Origin of the sequence: Stenotrophomonas sp. S49 (assembly GCF_016624905.1) — a bacterium.
Lineage (GTDB): Bacteria > Pseudomonadota > Gammaproteobacteria > Xanthomonadales > Xanthomonadaceae > Stenotrophomonas.
Window position 1 is genome coordinate 1 of the sequence record NZ_JACVUD010000033.1, and the last position, 14,640, is coordinate 14,640.

Annotated in this window: 12 protein-coding genes and 1 pseudogene; 4 read left to right on the forward strand and 9 right to left on the reverse strand. The window is 66.1% G+C overall.

What is annotated here, in order from left to right; translation table 11 throughout:
* A pseudogene (locus tag IAE58_RS09325) lies at window positions 1–191 on the forward strand (hypothetical protein); the annotation flags it as partial.
* Window positions 192–195: 4 nt separating this feature from the next.
* On the opposite strand, the gene IAE58_RS09330 reads toward IAE58_RS09325, so the two are convergent.
* A complete protein-coding gene (locus IAE58_RS09330; protein ID WP_199933494.1) occupies window positions 196–1,350 on the reverse strand; it encodes an acyl-CoA desaturase in 1,155 nt (384 codons plus the stop codon).
* Window positions 1,351–1,362: 12 nt separating this feature from the next.
* Complete coding sequence (locus tag IAE58_RS09335) at window positions 1,363–2,433, reverse strand: ferredoxin reductase (RefSeq protein ID WP_233614871.1); 1,071 nt, start codon at window positions 2,431–2,433, stop codon at window positions 1,363–1,365.
* A gap of 91 nt (window positions 2,434–2,524) precedes the next feature.
* On the opposite strand from IAE58_RS09335, the gene fabR reads away from it, so the two are divergent.
* Window positions 2,525–3,184, forward strand: coding sequence for an HTH-type transcriptional repressor FabR (gene fabR, locus IAE58_RS09340; protein ID WP_199933496.1), 660 nt, complete (start codon window positions 2,525–2,527; stop codon window positions 3,182–3,184).
* Window positions 3,185–3,526: 342 nt separating this feature from the next.
* On the opposite strand, the gene mntR is transcribed toward fabR, so the two are convergent.
* Window positions 3,527–3,988 carry a manganese-binding transcriptional regulator MntR gene (mntR, locus tag IAE58_RS09345; RefSeq protein ID WP_199933497.1) on the reverse strand — a complete coding sequence of 154 codons (462 nt, stop codon included), beginning with the start codon at window positions 3,986–3,988 and terminating at the stop codon, window positions 3,527–3,529.
* Between the two features lie 116 nt (window positions 3,989–4,104).
* Here mntR and IAE58_RS09350 point away from each other — a divergent pair, with 116 nt between their 5' ends.
* Complete coding sequence (locus IAE58_RS09350) at window positions 4,105–5,436, forward strand: Nramp family divalent metal transporter (RefSeq protein ID WP_199933498.1); 1,332 nt, start codon at window positions 4,105–4,107, stop codon at window positions 5,434–5,436.
* A 133-nt stretch (window positions 5,437–5,569) separates the two neighbouring features.
* On the opposite strand, the gene IAE58_RS09355 is transcribed toward IAE58_RS09350, so the two are convergent.
* The 4 genes from IAE58_RS09355 to IAE58_RS09370 all read right to left on the reverse strand — a co-directional run bounded on the left by IAE58_RS09355 (window position 5,570) and on the right by IAE58_RS09370 (window position 9,837).
* Window positions 5,570–5,896 carry a thioredoxin family protein gene (locus IAE58_RS09355; protein ID WP_108762178.1) on the reverse strand — a complete coding sequence of 109 codons (327 nt, stop codon included), beginning with the start codon at window positions 5,894–5,896 and terminating at the stop codon, window positions 5,570–5,572.
* Window positions 5,868–6,389: a flavodoxin gene (locus IAE58_RS09360; RefSeq protein ID WP_233614873.1), complete on the reverse strand. Its 522-nt coding sequence runs from the start codon at window positions 6,387–6,389 to the stop codon at window positions 5,868–5,870. The genes IAE58_RS09355 and IAE58_RS09360 overlap by 29 nt, the downstream gene beginning before the upstream one ends.
* On the reverse strand, window positions 6,361–7,401 hold the full coding sequence (locus IAE58_RS09365; protein WP_199933500.1) for a ribonucleotide-diphosphate reductase subunit beta: 1,041 nt from the start codon (window positions 7,399–7,401) through the stop codon (window positions 6,361–6,363). The genes IAE58_RS09360 and IAE58_RS09365 overlap by 29 nt, the downstream gene beginning before the upstream one ends.
* A 72-nt stretch (window positions 7,402–7,473) precedes the next feature.
* On the reverse strand, window positions 7,474–9,837 hold the full coding sequence (locus tag IAE58_RS09370; RefSeq protein WP_199933501.1) for a ribonucleoside-diphosphate reductase subunit alpha: 2,364 nt from the start codon (window positions 9,835–9,837) through the stop codon (window positions 7,474–7,476).
* Window positions 9,838–10,265: 428 nt separating this feature from the next.
* On the opposite strand from IAE58_RS09370, the gene IAE58_RS09375 reads away from it, so the two are divergent.
* The gene (locus tag IAE58_RS09375) at window positions 10,266–11,243 is read left to right on the forward strand and encodes a zinc-binding dehydrogenase (RefSeq protein WP_199933502.1); all 978 of its coding nucleotides are present in this window, start codon (window positions 10,266–10,268) and stop codon (window positions 11,241–11,243) included.
* A 157-nt stretch (window positions 11,244–11,400) separates the two neighbouring features.
* Here the strand turns inward: IAE58_RS09375 and betT are convergent, their stop codons facing one another.
* Window positions 11,401–13,380 (reverse strand): choline BCCT transporter BetT, encoded by a 1,980-nt coding sequence (gene betT, locus IAE58_RS09380; RefSeq protein WP_199933503.1) that lies wholly within the window; start codon window positions 13,378–13,380, stop codon window positions 11,401–11,403.
* A 224-nt stretch (window positions 13,381–13,604) separates the two neighbouring features.
* Window positions 13,605–14,525 (reverse strand): M14 family metallocarboxypeptidase, encoded by a 921-nt coding sequence (locus tag IAE58_RS09385; protein WP_199933504.1) that lies wholly within the window; start codon window positions 14,523–14,525, stop codon window positions 13,605–13,607.
* Between the last annotated feature and the right edge of the window lie 115 nt (window positions 14,526–14,640).

Consider the following 14,640-nt stretch of genomic DNA (forward strand, 5'->3'; position numbering starts at 1 on the left):
CTCCGGCGGGGGGCCCGCGGCGGGCCCCGGGGGGGGGGCCGGGCGCCCCCCCGGGCGCTGCGCGCGCCGCCTGGGAACGTGGGCTGTGCGTGGCCGGCAGCAAGGGCGACCAGCAGGCACAGCGGGAAATGCAGGTGTTCCTGCGCCGCCTGGACCGCGCCGACGGCGCCGCCCAGGTGCAGGCGGGCTGAGCGATCAGCCCGCGTTGGCCGGCGCCGGGCTGGGCGGCGACAGGATGTCGGCCAACGGCAGTCGACGCGGCTTGCTGGGGAAGGCATGGCGCAGGATGCGCCAGACCACCTGGCCAAACTGGCGCGGCAGCGAGCCGTTGTTGTAGTGCTGGCCGTAGCGGCGGCAGATGTCCTTCACTTCCTTGGCAATGGTCGCGTAGCGGTTGGCCGGCAGATCGGGATAGAAGTGGTGCTCGATCTGGTGGCTCAGGTTGCCCGACAGCACGTTGATGATGAAACCACCGCTGATGTTGGACGAGCCGCGCAGCTGGCGCAGGTACCAGTGGCCGCGCGATTCATTGCGCAGGCATTCCTTGGGGAAGGTTTCCGATTCGGCGGTGAAATGGCCGCAGAAGATGATGACGTAGGTCCAGATGTTGCGCAGGCCGTTGGCCACCAGGTTGCCCAGCATCACCGGCAGGAAGAACGGGCCGGCCAGCAGCGGGAAGAACACGTAGTCCTTCAGCACCTGGCGCAGCATCTTGCGCGCCACCGGGCGGGTCTGCAGCCACATGGCGCGGCTGCTGATGCGGCCCTTGAACCAACGGCCCAGGCGCAGATCCTGCGCAGCCACGCCCCACTGGAACAGCAGCGCGAAGATCGGCGCGATGATCGGCTGCAGCAGGTAGAACGGCTTCCAGCGCTGTTCGGGGAAGATGCGCAGCAGTCCATAGCCGATGTCATGGTCCATGCCACGCACGTTGGTATAGGTGTGGTGGCGGAAATTGTGGGTCTTGCGCCAGTTGTCACCGGTGGCGACGATGTCCCATTCGTAGGTGTTGCCGTTGAGCTTGGGGTCGCCGGTCCAGTCGTACTGGCCGTGCATCACGTTGTGGCCCAGCTCCATGTTTTCCAGGATCTTGGCCAGCGCCAGCAGCAGCGTGCCGGCGATGCAGGCCGGCCACAGCAGCGGCGCCCAGAACAGCGGCGAGAACGCGCCCAGGAACAGCAAGCCACGACCGAGCACGCCGGACCAGCGCACGGCAGCGGCCACGCGGCGGATGTAGCGGGTGTCGGACGCGCCCAGGCTGCCGATCACACGGTCGCGGATCGCGTCGAGTTCCCTGCCGAAGGCATCCATCTCCACGGGGCTCAGGGCACGGTCAGTAGCGCGGGTCATGGCAACGGTTCCTCAGAGATCCAAAGTCAGGTCGGTGGTCGGCGCACTCACGCAGATCCGTACCGGTGCGGCCGGGCCAGACTGGGTTTCGCCGGTGCGCAGGTGGCGGGTGCCGCCACTGACGCCTTCGCAGGTGCAGGTATTGCAGATGCCCATACGGCAGCCGTGCTTGGGCTTGATGCCCTGCGCTTCCAGGCTTTCCAGCAGCGAGCGGTTGCGCGGTACTTTCAGCTGGCGGCCGCTGCGGGCCAGGGTCAGGGCCACTTCGCCCTCGCTGTCGGCGCCGGTGATCGGCGCCGGCGGGGTGAAAGCCTCGGCCTGGAAGCCAGCCACCTGGTGGGCCAGACGCGCACGCGCGGCGGCGACGAAACCGTCCGGGCCGCAGGCCAGCACATGGCGCTGGGCCAGCGGGGTGTCATCGCCGGGCACCATCAGGGTGTGGCGATCGATGCGCGCAGCCGGGGCATCGCCCTCGCGGGTGGTCAGCAGGTGCACGCGCAGGTTCGGGGTGGCCGCAGCCAGCGCCTGCAGTTCGTCACGGAACTGCTGGCTTGCCGCCGTGCGTTCCCAATAGAACAGATCCACCGGCGCCGCCAACGGGCGCTGGCAGGCCTCGCGCAACAGGCTGCGCATGGGGGTGATGCCGCTGCCGGCGGCCAGCAACAGCACCGGCGCCGCGGCAGGCATGTGGAAATCGCCAAAGGCGGCTTCCAGCCGGAACAGATCGCCCGGGCGCGCGTGGTGCAGCAGGTGCTGGCTGACCTGCCCGCCTTCCACGCCCTTGACGGTAATGGCCAGTTCGCGGCGCCCGATCATCGTCGGGCTGTAGCTGCGGCGCAGGATGCGCCCACCCAGCTCCACGCCCAGGGTGATGTGCTGGCCGGCACGCATGCCCTTCCAGTGCCGGTTGCAGCGCAGGACCAGGGTTGTGGCGCCCTCCCCGGCCGGCTCACGCCGCACCAGGCGGGCCAAGGGCTCGCGCAGGGTCCACAGCGGATTGAGCTGGCCCGCCCAGAAATCGAACAGCGACGGCGACAGCCAGCGGTACGGAGAGAACAGGGACGGACGGATGACAGCGCTCATGGGGCCACTATACGGGCGCACATACACCTGTGTATACATGTGTATATTGAACCGGATTGGGTATGATTCAGCCTTGTCCCTCGGAAGTCCCATGGCCGCTGCCACCGCCCTGACGCCGCCCGAAGATGCCAACAGCCCGGCCCGCCGTACGGTGAGCCGCGAGGACCTGTTGGCCGCCGCGCTGAAACTGATCGGCCCGCACCGCAGCCTGTCCACGCTCAGCCTGCGCGAAGTGGCGCGCGAAGCCGGCATTGCGCCCAACAGCTTCTACCGCCAGTTCCGCGACATGGACGAACTGGCCGTGGCGCTGATCGATGTGGCCGGGCGCTCGTTGCGCACCATCATTGGTGAGGCCCGCCAGCGCGCCACCTCCAGCGCGACTAGCGTGGTACGGGTGTCGGTGGAAACCTTCATGGAACAGCTGCGCGCCGACGACAAGCTGCTGCACGTGCTGCTGCGCGAGGGCGCGGTGGGGTCGGACGACTTCAAGCACGCGGTGGAACGCGAACTGCACTACTTCGAAGAAGAGCTGCAGCACGACCTGGTGCGCCTGGCCGCGCTGGACGGTGCCAAGCTGTACAAGCCGGAGCTGGTGGCCACCGCCATCACCCGGCTGGTGTTCGCCATGGGCGCCACCGCCATGGACCTGCCGCCGGAAAAAGACCCGGAACTGATCGAACAGATTTCCACGATGATCCGCATGATCATCGTCGGCGCCCGCAGCCCGGCCGCATTCCGCCGCAGCCGGTAAGTACCGGGGTCGGCCGGCGGCCAGTAGGTCCACGCCATGCGTGGATGAAATCTGTCAGATATCGAACGAATTCATCCACGCATGGCGTGGATCTACTGTGTCGACCAAGGTCGACACCCACCAAAGCAGAACACCCTTCCAACAGTTCGCGGGAAACTGTCGAAGGCGGGGTGGGTCCGGTTGAGGGGGCGTGAGCCCCATGGATGGCGCGACCGAGGCTAGATGGACGTATTTACGCCGCCCCCCTCAACCGGACCCACCCCGCCATCCAACGGATAGCCGGCTCTTGCCGTTGCCGTTGATCTGCAGCGGGTGCAGGGCTGCAAGCCCTGCGCACAAACCTCAGCCTTCGGCCTTGCGCACGAACGCTTCGAACAGCGCCAGGGTCTGTTCGCTCACATGGTGTTCGATGCCCTCGGCATCGCGGCGGGCGGTATCCGGGTCTACACCCAGCGCCAGCAGGAAGCGCTCCACGGTCTGGTGGCGCTCGCGACTGGCATGGGCCAGCGCCTCGCCTTCCGGGGTCAGGAACACACCACGGTACGGCCGCTGTACCACCCAGCCATCGCGCGCCAACCGGCGCAGCATCTTGGCCACGGTGGGCTGGGCCACGCCCAGGCGGGTGGCGATATCGACCTGGCGGGCTTCACCGCCATCGGCCAACAGGTCGGAAATCAATTCGACATAGTCTTCCACCAGCTCCATACGGTGTGCCTCGCGCACCTGGCGGAAGCTCTCGACCTGGCGCTCGGCCTCGATCAAGGGGGTGGCTTTTGCCGTTGTCGGATCGTCCTTCCTGCGCACGCGTCTGCCCGCCCTTCCAGTCATGCCTGTATTCAAAGCTGAATTCTGGACCAGTGACACGGTAAAGACGATTGTTTCACGTTGCTAATCGGTATAGCAGTGGCTATATTGCACCCATGAGCACTGTCGCGCAAACCGACTCCCCGGCCGCCCCTGCGGCCAGTCTGGGCGCGCTCAACGCGTCGGTGGCCGTACCCGACAAGGGCCATTGGTGGTTCCGCCTGCTGGCCTTCATCGGCCCGGGCTACATGGTGTCGGTCGGTTACATGGACCCGGGCAACTGGGCCACCGACCTGGCCGGCGGCTCGCGCTTCGGCTATCTGCTGCTGTCGGTCATCCTGATTTCGAACCTGATGGCGGTGATCCTGCAGGCGCTGTCGGCGCGGCTGGGCATTGCCACCGGCATGGACCTGGCCCAGGCCTGCCGTGCGCGCTACCCCAAGCCGGCGAACCTGGCGCTGTGGGCGCTGTGCGAAGCGGCGATCATCGCCTGCGACCTGGCCGAGGTGATCGGTACGGCCATCGCCCTGAAGCTGCTGTTCGATCTGCCGCTGCTGTGGGGTGCGGTGATCACCGCGCTGGACACGCTGCTGGTGCTGCTGTTGATGAATCGTGGCTTCCGCGCGCTGGAAGCGTTCGTGATCGCCCTGCTGATGATCATCTTCGGCTGCTTCCTGGTGCAGATCGCGCTGGCCGCGCCACCGGTGATGGAAGTGCTGGGCGGCTTCATTCCGCGCGCGCAGGTGGTGACCGATCCGCACGCGCTGTACATCGCAATCGGCATCATCGGCGCCACCGTGATGCCGCATAACCTGTACCTGCATTCGTCCATCGTGCAGACCCGTGCGTACCCGCGCACCGATGAAGGACGCAGCAGTGCACTGCGCTGGGCGGTGACCGACAGCACTATCGCGCTGACCCTGGCGCTGTTCATCAACGCCAGCATCCTGATCCTGGCCGCGGCGGTGTTCCATGCCAACGGCCGCCTGGATGTGGAAGACATCGAGCAGGCACATCAGTTGCTGGCACCCATGCTGGGCGTGGGCCTGGCATCGACCCTGTTTGCCGTGGCCCTGCTCGCCTCGGGCCTGAATTCCACAGTGACCGCCACCCTGGCCGGGCAGATCGTGATGGAAGGCTTCCTGCGCCTGCGCCTGCCGCCCTGGCTGCGGCGGCTGATCACCCGCCTGCTGGCGATCATTCCGGTGGTGGTGGTGATCGTGCTGTTCGGCGACCAGGGCGCGGTGAAGCTGCTGGTGCTGAGCCAAGTGGTGCTGTCGATGCAGCTGCCGTTCGCGATCATCCCGCTGGTGCGGCTGGTGACCGACAAGGCCACGATGGGCGCCCTGGTGGCGCCGCGCTGGCTGGGCGGCACCGCGTGGGTGATCGCACTGCTGATCGTGGGCCTGAACGTGAAGTTGCTGCTGGACACCTTCGCCGGCGGCTGAGCCCGGTAGATCCACGCCATGCGTGGATGCCCCTGTAGAGTCGAGCCATGCTCGACTCATCGTGCATCGTGCATCGCGCGCGGAGCAGTCGAGCACGGCTCGACTCTACAAAAGCGACTCCGGCCGATTGGGGTTACAGATGCTGTGCGATCGCGGCTTCAATCTGCTGGGGTGACTGGAAACCGGGCAGCCGTGCCTGCTCGTCGCCATCACGGAACAGCGACAACGTGGGCGTCTGCCGCAGACCCAACTGGCGGAAGAACGCTTCCCCCACCGCCTCCAGCTGTACCCGCAACAGGGTGGTGCCCTGCCCGGCCGCGCTGGTGGCCACCCGATGCAGCGACATGTCCAGCATGCGGCACCCCGGGCAGTCGTCCTTGTGGAAATCCACCAGCACCCGTGGGTGCTCGGCCAGCAACTGCTGGAACTGTTCAGGCGTGGTGGCGTTGATGATCTGCATCGGCGGTACTCCAATAATGCGCCAGGACCTCGGCGGTCCATTCGGCGATGGCAGCGGCGTGGCGTTCACCATGCGGCATCTGTTCAATCCGCAGCGGCGGATAGGTGCTGTTGAAATAGCGGATCAAGCGCAGCACGGCGCCGCAGTAGTACTCCTGCCCCCACTGCGTTTCACCGGTGCCGAATACCGCCACCTGCGCTGGCCGCGGCCCGCGCTCGGCGGTGGCGGCAATCCAGGCTTTCATTTCCGACGGCGTGCGCCCAGCGTTGTCAGTCCAGCTGCCCAGCAGCACCAGATCGGCCTGGTCTGCGGCCAGTGCTTGCGACGGATCTGCTGCATCGGCCTCCTGCCAGTACACGGCGTGCCCCGCCGCGCGGCAGTGGCCGGCGATCACCCGCCCCAGTTCGCGCGTGTTGCCACTGAGCGAGGCCACCACGATCAGGATGCGCAGCGCGCCACGCGGCTCAAAGATCGTCGAAGCCGTTGTCGACATTGGTCTTCTTGTAGCTTGCATTGCGCATCTCGAAGAAGTCGGTCTTGGTTTCGGTGAAGTTGTCGGCGTAGGCCTTGATCCAGGGCATCACGTTGTCGGTGGTATCGCTGTACAGGCGCTCGATGCCCAGCATGCCGGCCATCTTGTTGGCCCGGTACTTCACGTAGCGCACCATCTCGTCAACGTCGATGCCATCAATGCCGTCGAGCACTTCACTGGACCACTGGGTTTCCAGCTCGATGGCGTGCTGGAACGCCCCATGCACGTAGTCGCTCAGCTGCTGGGTCTGCAGTTCCGGGTTTTCACCGATGATGGCGCGGATCAGTTCGCTGATGAACTTGGTATGGGCCAGTTCGTCGCGGTTGATGAAGCTGATGATCTTGCCGGTGCCGGTCATCCGGTTCTGCCGCACCATGTTGTAGAAGTACGCGAAGCCGGAATAGAAGTTGATGCCTTCCAGGATGGATGACTGGATGAGCGATTTGAGCAGGGTCTCGGCGGTTCTCTCGCGCATGAAATCGTCATACGCGTCCATGATCGGCGCGTTGCGCTTGATGATGGTCGGGTGGGTACGGGCGATTTCGAAGATGCGGTTCTGGTTGGGCAGGTCGGTGATCGAGGCCAGCACGTAGCTGTAGCTCTCGTTGTGGATCACCTCCTGCTGGCCGATGATGGCTGCATTGGCATGCGCGGCCGGGTCGGTGATGTATTCGGCCACGTTGTAGATGAAGCGCGTCTGCGGTGAATCCAGCGTGGCCAGCAGGCCGATGATCGAGTCGTAGGCGTTCTTTTCGCGGCCGGACAGTTCGCCGTACTGGCGCGCGTCCAGCTTCATGTCCACCTCGTCGGGAATCCAGAAGTTGGTGGAAAGCTCCTTGTAAGCGCGATAGAACGAGGGGTACGGAATGTCGTTCCAGTTCAGGATGCCGCTGGTGCGCCCGTTGATGATGCCGGTGCTGCGGTTGGGGTGGCGGGGTTCCAGGATCTTGATGCGGTCGAGCGGAGTTGCCATGGTCGTTCCTGCAAAGGTAGCGCCGGGCCGCGCCCGGCGGAATGTGCGGTGGCCGCGCGAGGCGCTCGCCGATCAGCTGGAGCACCACTCGCATTCGCTCACGTCGATGTCGTTGGAGCGCACGTAGTAGGTGGTCTTCAGGCCCAGGCGCCACGCGCTCAGGTGCAGTTCCAGCAGGGTGCTGGCGCGGATGCTGCTGGGCACGTACAGGTTGAAGCTGATGGCCTGGTCCACATGGCGCTGGCGGCGCGCGTTCTGCCGCACGCTGGCGAACTGGTCGACCTTGTAGGCGCCCTTTTCGTAGTACGGCCAGGTGTCCAGCGACAGCCCCGGGGCGGCGACCGGACGGCGGAAGTCCTTCTTTTCCTCGTAGTAGAACGCGCTGTAGATCGGGTCGATCGAGGCGGTGGAACCGGCAATCTGCGCGGTGCTCATGTTGGGCGCCACCGCCAGCAGCCAGCCATTGCGCAGACCCTGCGCGGCCACGGCCTGCGCCAGCGCGTCCCAGCCTTCACCGGCGTACTGGCGGTCACGGAAGTAGCGCCCGGTCTGCCAGTCGCTGCCGGCGAACATCGGATAGCTGCCCTTTTCCTGGGCCAGCGCGGCGCTGGCCTGGATGGTGAGGAAGTTGATGCGCTCGAACAGGCTGTCCGACAGCGCTTCGGCCTGCGGCGATTCCCAGTGCACGCCCTGCTGCGCCAGCAGGTGGTGCCAGCCGAAGGTGCCCAGGCCGATGGCGCGGTACTTGCGGTTGGTGATGGTGGCCTGCGGCACCGGCAGTGCGTTCAGGTCGATCACGTTGTCCAGCATGCGCACCTGGATGGGAATCAACCGTTCCAGCACATCGCTGGTCAGCAGATCATCCGCTGCGGTGATCGCCCGGCCCAGATTGATCGATGACAGGTTGCAGACCACGAAGTCCCCTGCCCTGCGCGTGGTCACGATCTGGTCACCGCTGACGATCTCCTGGATCATCCGGGTGGGGCTCATGTTCTGCAGGATCTCGGTGCACAGGTTGCTGGAATAGACCATGCCCGCATGTTTGTTCGGGTTCTTTCGGTTCACTTCATCGCGGTAGAACAGGAACGGGTTGCCGGTCTCCAACTGGCTGAGCATGATGCGCTTGAACAGATCGATGGCCTTCACCGTGCGCCGGCTGATGCGTTCGTCGGCCACCAGTTCGGCATAGCGGTCACGGAAACTGCCCTGCCCGCGCTGCTCGTCGTAGAAGTCCTGCAGGTACCAGCCCTTGGCCTGCTTCACTTCGTGCGGGTCGAACAGGTACCAGTCGGCGCGGCGCTCCACCGCTTCCATGAACAGATCCGGCACGCACACGGCGGTGAACACGTCGTGCGCGCGCAGGCGCTGGTCGCCATTGTTCAGGCGCAGGTCGAGGAACGCTTCAATATCGCGATGCCAGATATCCAGGTAGACCGCCACCGCGCCCTTGCGCTGGCCAAGCTGGTCCACCGACACGGCCGTATTATTGAGCTGCTTGATCCACGGCACCACGCCACCCGACGAATTGGGCACGCCACGGATCGGCGCGCCGCTGCTGCGCACGTAGCCCAGGTACGCACCCACACCGCCCCCATGCTTGGAAACACGGGCGATATCGGTGTTGGAGTCATAGATGCCCTGCAGGCTGTCATCCACCGTGTCGATGAAGCAGCTGGAGAGCTGCCCGCCCACCTTGCCGGCGTTGGCCAGGGTGGGCGTGGCCACGGTCATGTACAGGTTCGACAGTGCCCAGTAGGCCTCGCCCACCAACTGCATGCGCCGTTCGCGGGGCTTCTCGTCCTGCATCAGGTACAGCGCAATGGTCAGCCAGCGCTCCTGCGGCAGCTCGTAGACCTCACGCGTGCGATCAGTGGCCAGGTAGCGCGTGGCCAGCAGATACAGGCCGTTGTAGGCGAACAGGCGGTCGCGATCGGGATCGATCATCTGCCCGGCCTGCTGCAGTTCTTCCTTCGAATAGCAGCGCAGCACATCGTTGCTGTACACGCCGCGGTCGGCCAGGCTCTCCTGCAGGCCGACGAAGGACCCGTACTTCAGCGCTACATCGTAGAAGCGGTTGCGGCTGGCGCGCTTGTACAGGCGGCGCAGGTACAGGCGGGCAGCGAACTGCTCCCATTCCGGTGCAGTCAGGTCCACGCGCGATTCGGCTTCGCGGATCAGCAGATCGACCAGGTCGTCTGCGCTGATGCTGGGCTTGCGCTCGACCATGGCCTGGACCACGCGCCGGTAATCGGCCACATCCAACTGCGGAAACTCGGCATGGATGCTGTCGATGCTGCGCTGCAGCCGCTCGGCGTCGAACGGCAGGCGGCGGTTACCGGCTTCCTTGCTGATCCAGGTCGGTACCTGTTCGCCGCCGGCAGACAAGGCTTCGCCGGCGCCGGCCAGATCGGCCGTGCGATAGGGGGTGTCGTTCATGGTGGTGCGTCTCCAGGCCTGCACGCAGAGAGCGCGCAGCGCCGTGGCGGCCCAGAGCGCGATACCGGCGCACGGGGCTGTCGGTTGGGGATGCCCATGCGCGGGAACACCAGATCGTCGGCATGTGCCTGCGCCTGCGGCCGGTATCCGGACCGTGGGGGCGACCTGGGTCCGCACGAAGGCGGCCGCGTCGACACGGCAAGCCATCAGGGGCGGGCCGCGGGACGTCTGTTGCATCGTCCGGCGGCGGCGGCTGACCGGGAGTGACGGCCACAACATAGTGGGGATGTGGCAGATCGTCAACACAAGATGCGGTAATCACACCGCGTCGCGACGAATGGTCGCAGGATACGGTGTTGCACACACCAACGCTTGTCGCCACCGGCGCTGGCCCCACATCACATCTCTCTTTCCACAGGACCTTCCCCATGCGCGCAGCCCTGCATGCTTCCTTCGGCGATCCGGCCACCGTATTGGCCGCCGGTGACGCCGACCTGCCGGTTCCCGGCCCCGGCGAGGTGCGCATCCGCACCGTACTGGCGCCGATCCACAACCACGATCTGTGGACTGTGCGCGGCCAGTACGGCTACAAGCCGACGCTGCCGGCCATCGGTGGCAGCGAAGGCCTGGGCACCGTCGACGCGCTGGGCGACGGCGTACAGGGCCTGCAGATCGGCCAGCGCGTGGCTGCCGCGTCGGTGCACGGCACCTGGGCCGAAGCGTTCATCGCCCCGGCGCGCATGGTCATTCCGATGCCCGAGGCGATTGCCGATGAAACCGCCGCGCAGTTGATCGCCATGCCGTTGAGTGCGCTGATGCTGCTGGAATACCTGCAGGTGGAACCGGGCCAGTGGATCGTGCAGAACACCGCCAATGGCGCGGTGGGCAAGACCCTGGCAATGCTGGCCGCTGCGCGCGGCATTCCGGTGGTGAACCTGGTGCGGCGCGATGCCGGCGTGCAGGAGATGGCCGCACTGGGCATCGCCCATGTGTTCTCCACCGCCAGCGATGGCTGGAAGGATGCCGTACGCGCGGTGCTGGGCGATGCCGGCGCGACCGCTGCGGTCGATTCGGTGGGTGGCACGGCCGCCGGCGATCTGGTGGGCCTGCTCGGTGACGGCGGCACCCTGGTGTCGTTCGGTTCGATGACCGGCGAGCCGATGCAGATTCCATCGGGCGATGTGATCTTCAAGCAGGCCACGGTGAAGGGCTTCTGGGGCAGCAAGGTCAGCCAGGCGATGGCGGTGGAAGACAAGCGCCGGCTGGTGGGCGAGCTGCTGCAGCGCGCGGCCAGCGGCGAACTGAGGCTGCCGGTGGAAGGTGTCTTCGCACTGGACGATGTCGCCGCCGCCGTGACCGCCAGCGGCAAGCCCGGCCGCGGCGGCAAAGTGCTGCTGCGCCCCTGACCCTTGGTAGCGGCAGGCCATGCCCGGCGTTCGTGCATGACCGATAACGCCGGCCCACCCGCTTGCCCGTAGAGTCGAGCTTGCTCGACTGCCGTTGCCAGAAGCAGTCGAGCAAGCTCGACTCTACCAAGCATCATGCCCGGCGGCCCGGCCACCATCACCGGCTCAGATGCAGGAACTGCAGGTGCCGTTCGTACTGGCTGATGATGTCGTTGATGATCTGCTTGCGGCTGTACCCCACCAGATCGTAATCCTGGCTGCCTTCGAACAGATGCACTTCGGCGCGGTAATAACGCTGGTTGCGCAGCTGCTGTGCGGCGAACGACGGCGTCAGGTAGCCGCTCAGGATCACCCGGTACAGGAAGTCCTGCTGCTCGCCATGGTTCACCGACAATTCCATGTCGCCGGCCTCGAAGCGCGTACTCACCTCCCAGCCCTGCCCGCTCAGCTGCTCGGCCACCGCTTCCATTGCCGGCTTCACCGTGTCATCCATGAAGCGGTACACCTGGTCACGCACCGGGAAGTGCATGGCCTGGCTCAGGCGCTGGCGCCAGCCCTGGTGGTGGCGGTCATCGCCAATCAACGGCGACGGCCGGAACTGCTGCGCCCGCTCGCGGTGTGATTCGTCACTGAAGGCGCGGGTCAGGCCCCACATCATCAACAGCAGTACCGCCGAGAATGGCAGCGAGGCCAGCACCACCGCAGACTTCAACGCGTCGATGCTGCCGGCCAGCAGCAGGCCGGCGGTCAGCACCGCGATCACCGTGCCCCAGAACACGCGCAGCCAACGCGGGCCGTCGTCTTCCGGCGCGCCACCGTGCGAAGACAGCGTGGACAACACCACCGCACCGGAATCTGCCGACGTCACGAAGAAGATGAAGCTGACCAGCACGGTCACTGCGATCACCACGCGGCTCCACGGGTAGCCGTCCAGCAGTGCGTACAGCACCGTAGGCGGGTCATCCACCGCCAGCTGCGCCAGCTGCTGCTGGCCATGGTGCAGCACCTGGTCCAGCGCGCTGTTGCCGAAGATCGACAGCCACGCCAGGGTGAACCCCAGCGGGATTAGCAGCACGCCGAACACGAATTCGCGGATGGTGCGCCCGCGCGAGATGCGTGCGATGAACAGGCCCACGAACGGCGCCCAGCCGATCCACCACGCCCAGTAGAACACCGTCCAGCCGCCCAGCCATTCCGGCCGCCCGCCGTAAGCGTAGACATCGAAACTCTTGCCGACCACGCTGCCCAGATAGTCGCCCAGGTTCTGCATCAGCGTGCTCAGCAGGTACTGCGTGGGGCCGGCGCACAGCATGAACAGCACCAGCGCGATGGCCAGCAGCATGTTGATGTTGGCCATCCAGCGCACGCCTTTTTCCACGCCGGACACGGCCACCACCACCGCCGCGCCCATCATCGCCACCACCAGCAGGATCTGCACGAGGTTGGAATGCGGCACGTTGAACAGGTGGGTCAGGCCAGCGTTGAGGTGCAGCACGCCAAAGCCCATGTCGGCACCGATGCCGAACACGGTGGCGACGATACCCAGCGCGTCCACGGTGTAGCCGATGGGGCCGTTGATGCGCTTGCCGATGAGCGGGTACAGCGCCGAGCGCAGCGCCAGCGGCAGGTTGTGGCGATAGGCGAAATAGGCCATCGCCATCGCCGCCAGGGCGAACACGCCCCAGCCATGCAGGCCCCAGTGCAGGAACAGCAGCTGCATGGCCTGGCGCGCACCGGCCTCGCCGGCGGCGGCGTCGCCCTGCGGCGGCTGCATGTAATGGGTCAGCGGTTCGGAAACGCAGAAGAAGAACAGGGTGATGCTGATGCCGGCAGCGAACAGCATGCCGGCCCACGACAGATAACTGAACTCAGGCTCGTCATGGTCGGCACCCAGCTTGATGCCGCCGTACCGCGACAGTGCCACCCCGACCACGAACACCAGATACAGGGTCATGGCGAGCAGGTAGTACCAGCCTACGTTCAGCGCGGCCCAGTCCTGGGCCTTCACCAGCAGCCGGCCGGCACCCAGCGGGAACAGGCTGACAAACAGCGCGAACGCCACGACAACGATCGCCGCGAAGGCGAACACAGGCCGTAGGGTGCGCACCGGGGAAGGTTGCGGCTCCAGTGCTTCCATGGGGCGGCGGTCTCCGGTCGATCAAAGAATGAACCGACCGAGTCTGGCTGAACCGCAGTGGACGCCGCATGAAGTGCCCCCGCGCGATGACAGCGGGGGGACAGGCCGGGCGTGCTATCGCGCGCGCAGCCGCGCGCTTCAACCCATCCGCCGGTACATCCACGCCCTGCGTGGATGATCATGCTTCAGTAGATCCACGCCATGCGTGGATGACCGCTCCGCGATCAACCGTGTGCCAGCGCGTACTCCAGCGCCGAACACACCGCGGCCACCTGCGCGTCGTTGCACTGCTGCGGCGTGGCGCGCGGGCTGTCGGGGTAGACCTCGGTGGTGGTGGTGTACTTCGCGCCGGTGATGCCTGCGCACAGCCCCAGCTTCACCAGCGGGTACTCGATCACCCCGTGCGCCACCACCGGCGAACCGATGATCTCGCCCTTGTCGTCGGCCGGGGCGATATGGGTCACCTGCTCCACCGCGGCGATCACGGCCTGCTGGAAGGCCGGCTGCGGGTTCTCGCTGTCATCGACCAGGTAGAAGCCATCGGGAATCAGGCCCGGCTCGAACGGCTTGCCGTCGCGTGCGGCCAGGGCCGGGCGGAACTCGCTCTCGTCGCTGTCGGTGGTTTCGTGCAGGTCGATGTGCAGCACGAACTGGCCCTTGTACGGGGCGATCAGTTCGATCAGCGCAGTCGATTCGCGCGCCGGGCCGTCGGCGCGGAAGTTGCGGTTCGGGTCGATCGCATCATGGTTCCAGCGGTTGATGCGCTCGTAGCCCCACGGGTTCACACACGGGGCCACCAGCACATTGGCCTGGCCGGCGTAGCGGCCGGCCTGCTGTTCCAGAAACTGCAGCGCACCCATCACCCCGCTGGTTTCGTAGCCATGCACGCCGCCGGTGACCAGCACGGCCGGCAGCGCCGGGTTCCAGTCGCGGCTGCGCAGGGCGAACAGCGTGTAGGTCTCGCCGGCGTAATCCAGCTGGCCATAGGCCACCGTGTCGAAGCGTTCGGCCAGCGCGTGGATGCGCGGCAGCACGTCCTGGTCGTAGCGGCGCAGGCGCTGCTGGCGCGCCTGCCACTGCGCACGCTCGGCCGCGCCCCACGGCTGGCCAGGGGTTCCGACGGGGTAGAAGGCGGCGTGGGACATGCAATTCTCGCGGTATCAGGAAGCAGCCCAGCACTTTAGCACCGGGGCCACGGCACTGAACGGGCGGGCGATTCCCTTCCTGCAACCAATCAGCAATAATTCTCATTTACCACCC

Excerpts from the sequence above, each read along its gene's own strand:
- IAE58_RS09370 (WP_199933501.1), bottom strand. The coding sequence starts at position 9,837 with ATGAACGACACCCCCTATCGCACGGCCGATCTGGCCGGCGCCGGCGAA.
- IAE58_RS09355 (WP_108762178.1), bottom strand. The coding sequence starts at position 5,896 with ATGCAGATCATCAACGCCACCACGCCTGAACAGTTCCAGCAGTTGCTG.
- IAE58_RS09350 (WP_199933498.1), top strand. The coding sequence starts at position 4,105 with ATGAGCACTGTCGCGCAAACCGACTCCCCGGCCGCCCCTGCGGCCAGT.
- IAE58_RS09385 (WP_199933504.1), bottom strand. The coding sequence starts at position 14,525 with ATGTCCCACGCCGCCTTCTACCCCGTCGGAACCCCTGGCCAGCCGTGG.
- fabR (WP_199933496.1), top strand. The coding sequence starts at position 2,525 with ATGGCCGCTGCCACCGCCCTGACGCCGCCCGAAGATGCCAACAGCCCG.
- betT (WP_199933503.1), bottom strand. The coding sequence starts at position 13,380 with ATGGAAGCACTGGAGCCGCAACCTTCCCCGGTGCGCACCCTACGGCCT.
- IAE58_RS09365 (WP_199933500.1), bottom strand. The coding sequence starts at position 7,401 with ATGGCAACTCCGCTCGACCGCATCAAGATCCTGGAACCCCGCCACCCC.
- IAE58_RS09360 (WP_233614873.1), bottom strand. The coding sequence starts at position 6,389 with ATGTCGACAACGGCTTCGACGATCTTTGAGCCGCGTGGCGCGCTGCGC.
- IAE58_RS09375 (WP_199933502.1), top strand. The coding sequence starts at position 10,266 with ATGCGCGCAGCCCTGCATGCTTCCTTCGGCGATCCGGCCACCGTATTG.
- IAE58_RS09335 (WP_233614871.1), bottom strand. The coding sequence starts at position 2,433 with ATGAGCGCTGTCATCCGTCCGTCCCTGTTCTCTCCGTACCGCTGGCTG.
- IAE58_RS09330 (WP_199933494.1), bottom strand. The coding sequence starts at position 1,350 with ATGACCCGCGCTACTGACCGTGCCCTGAGCCCCGTGGAGATGGATGCC.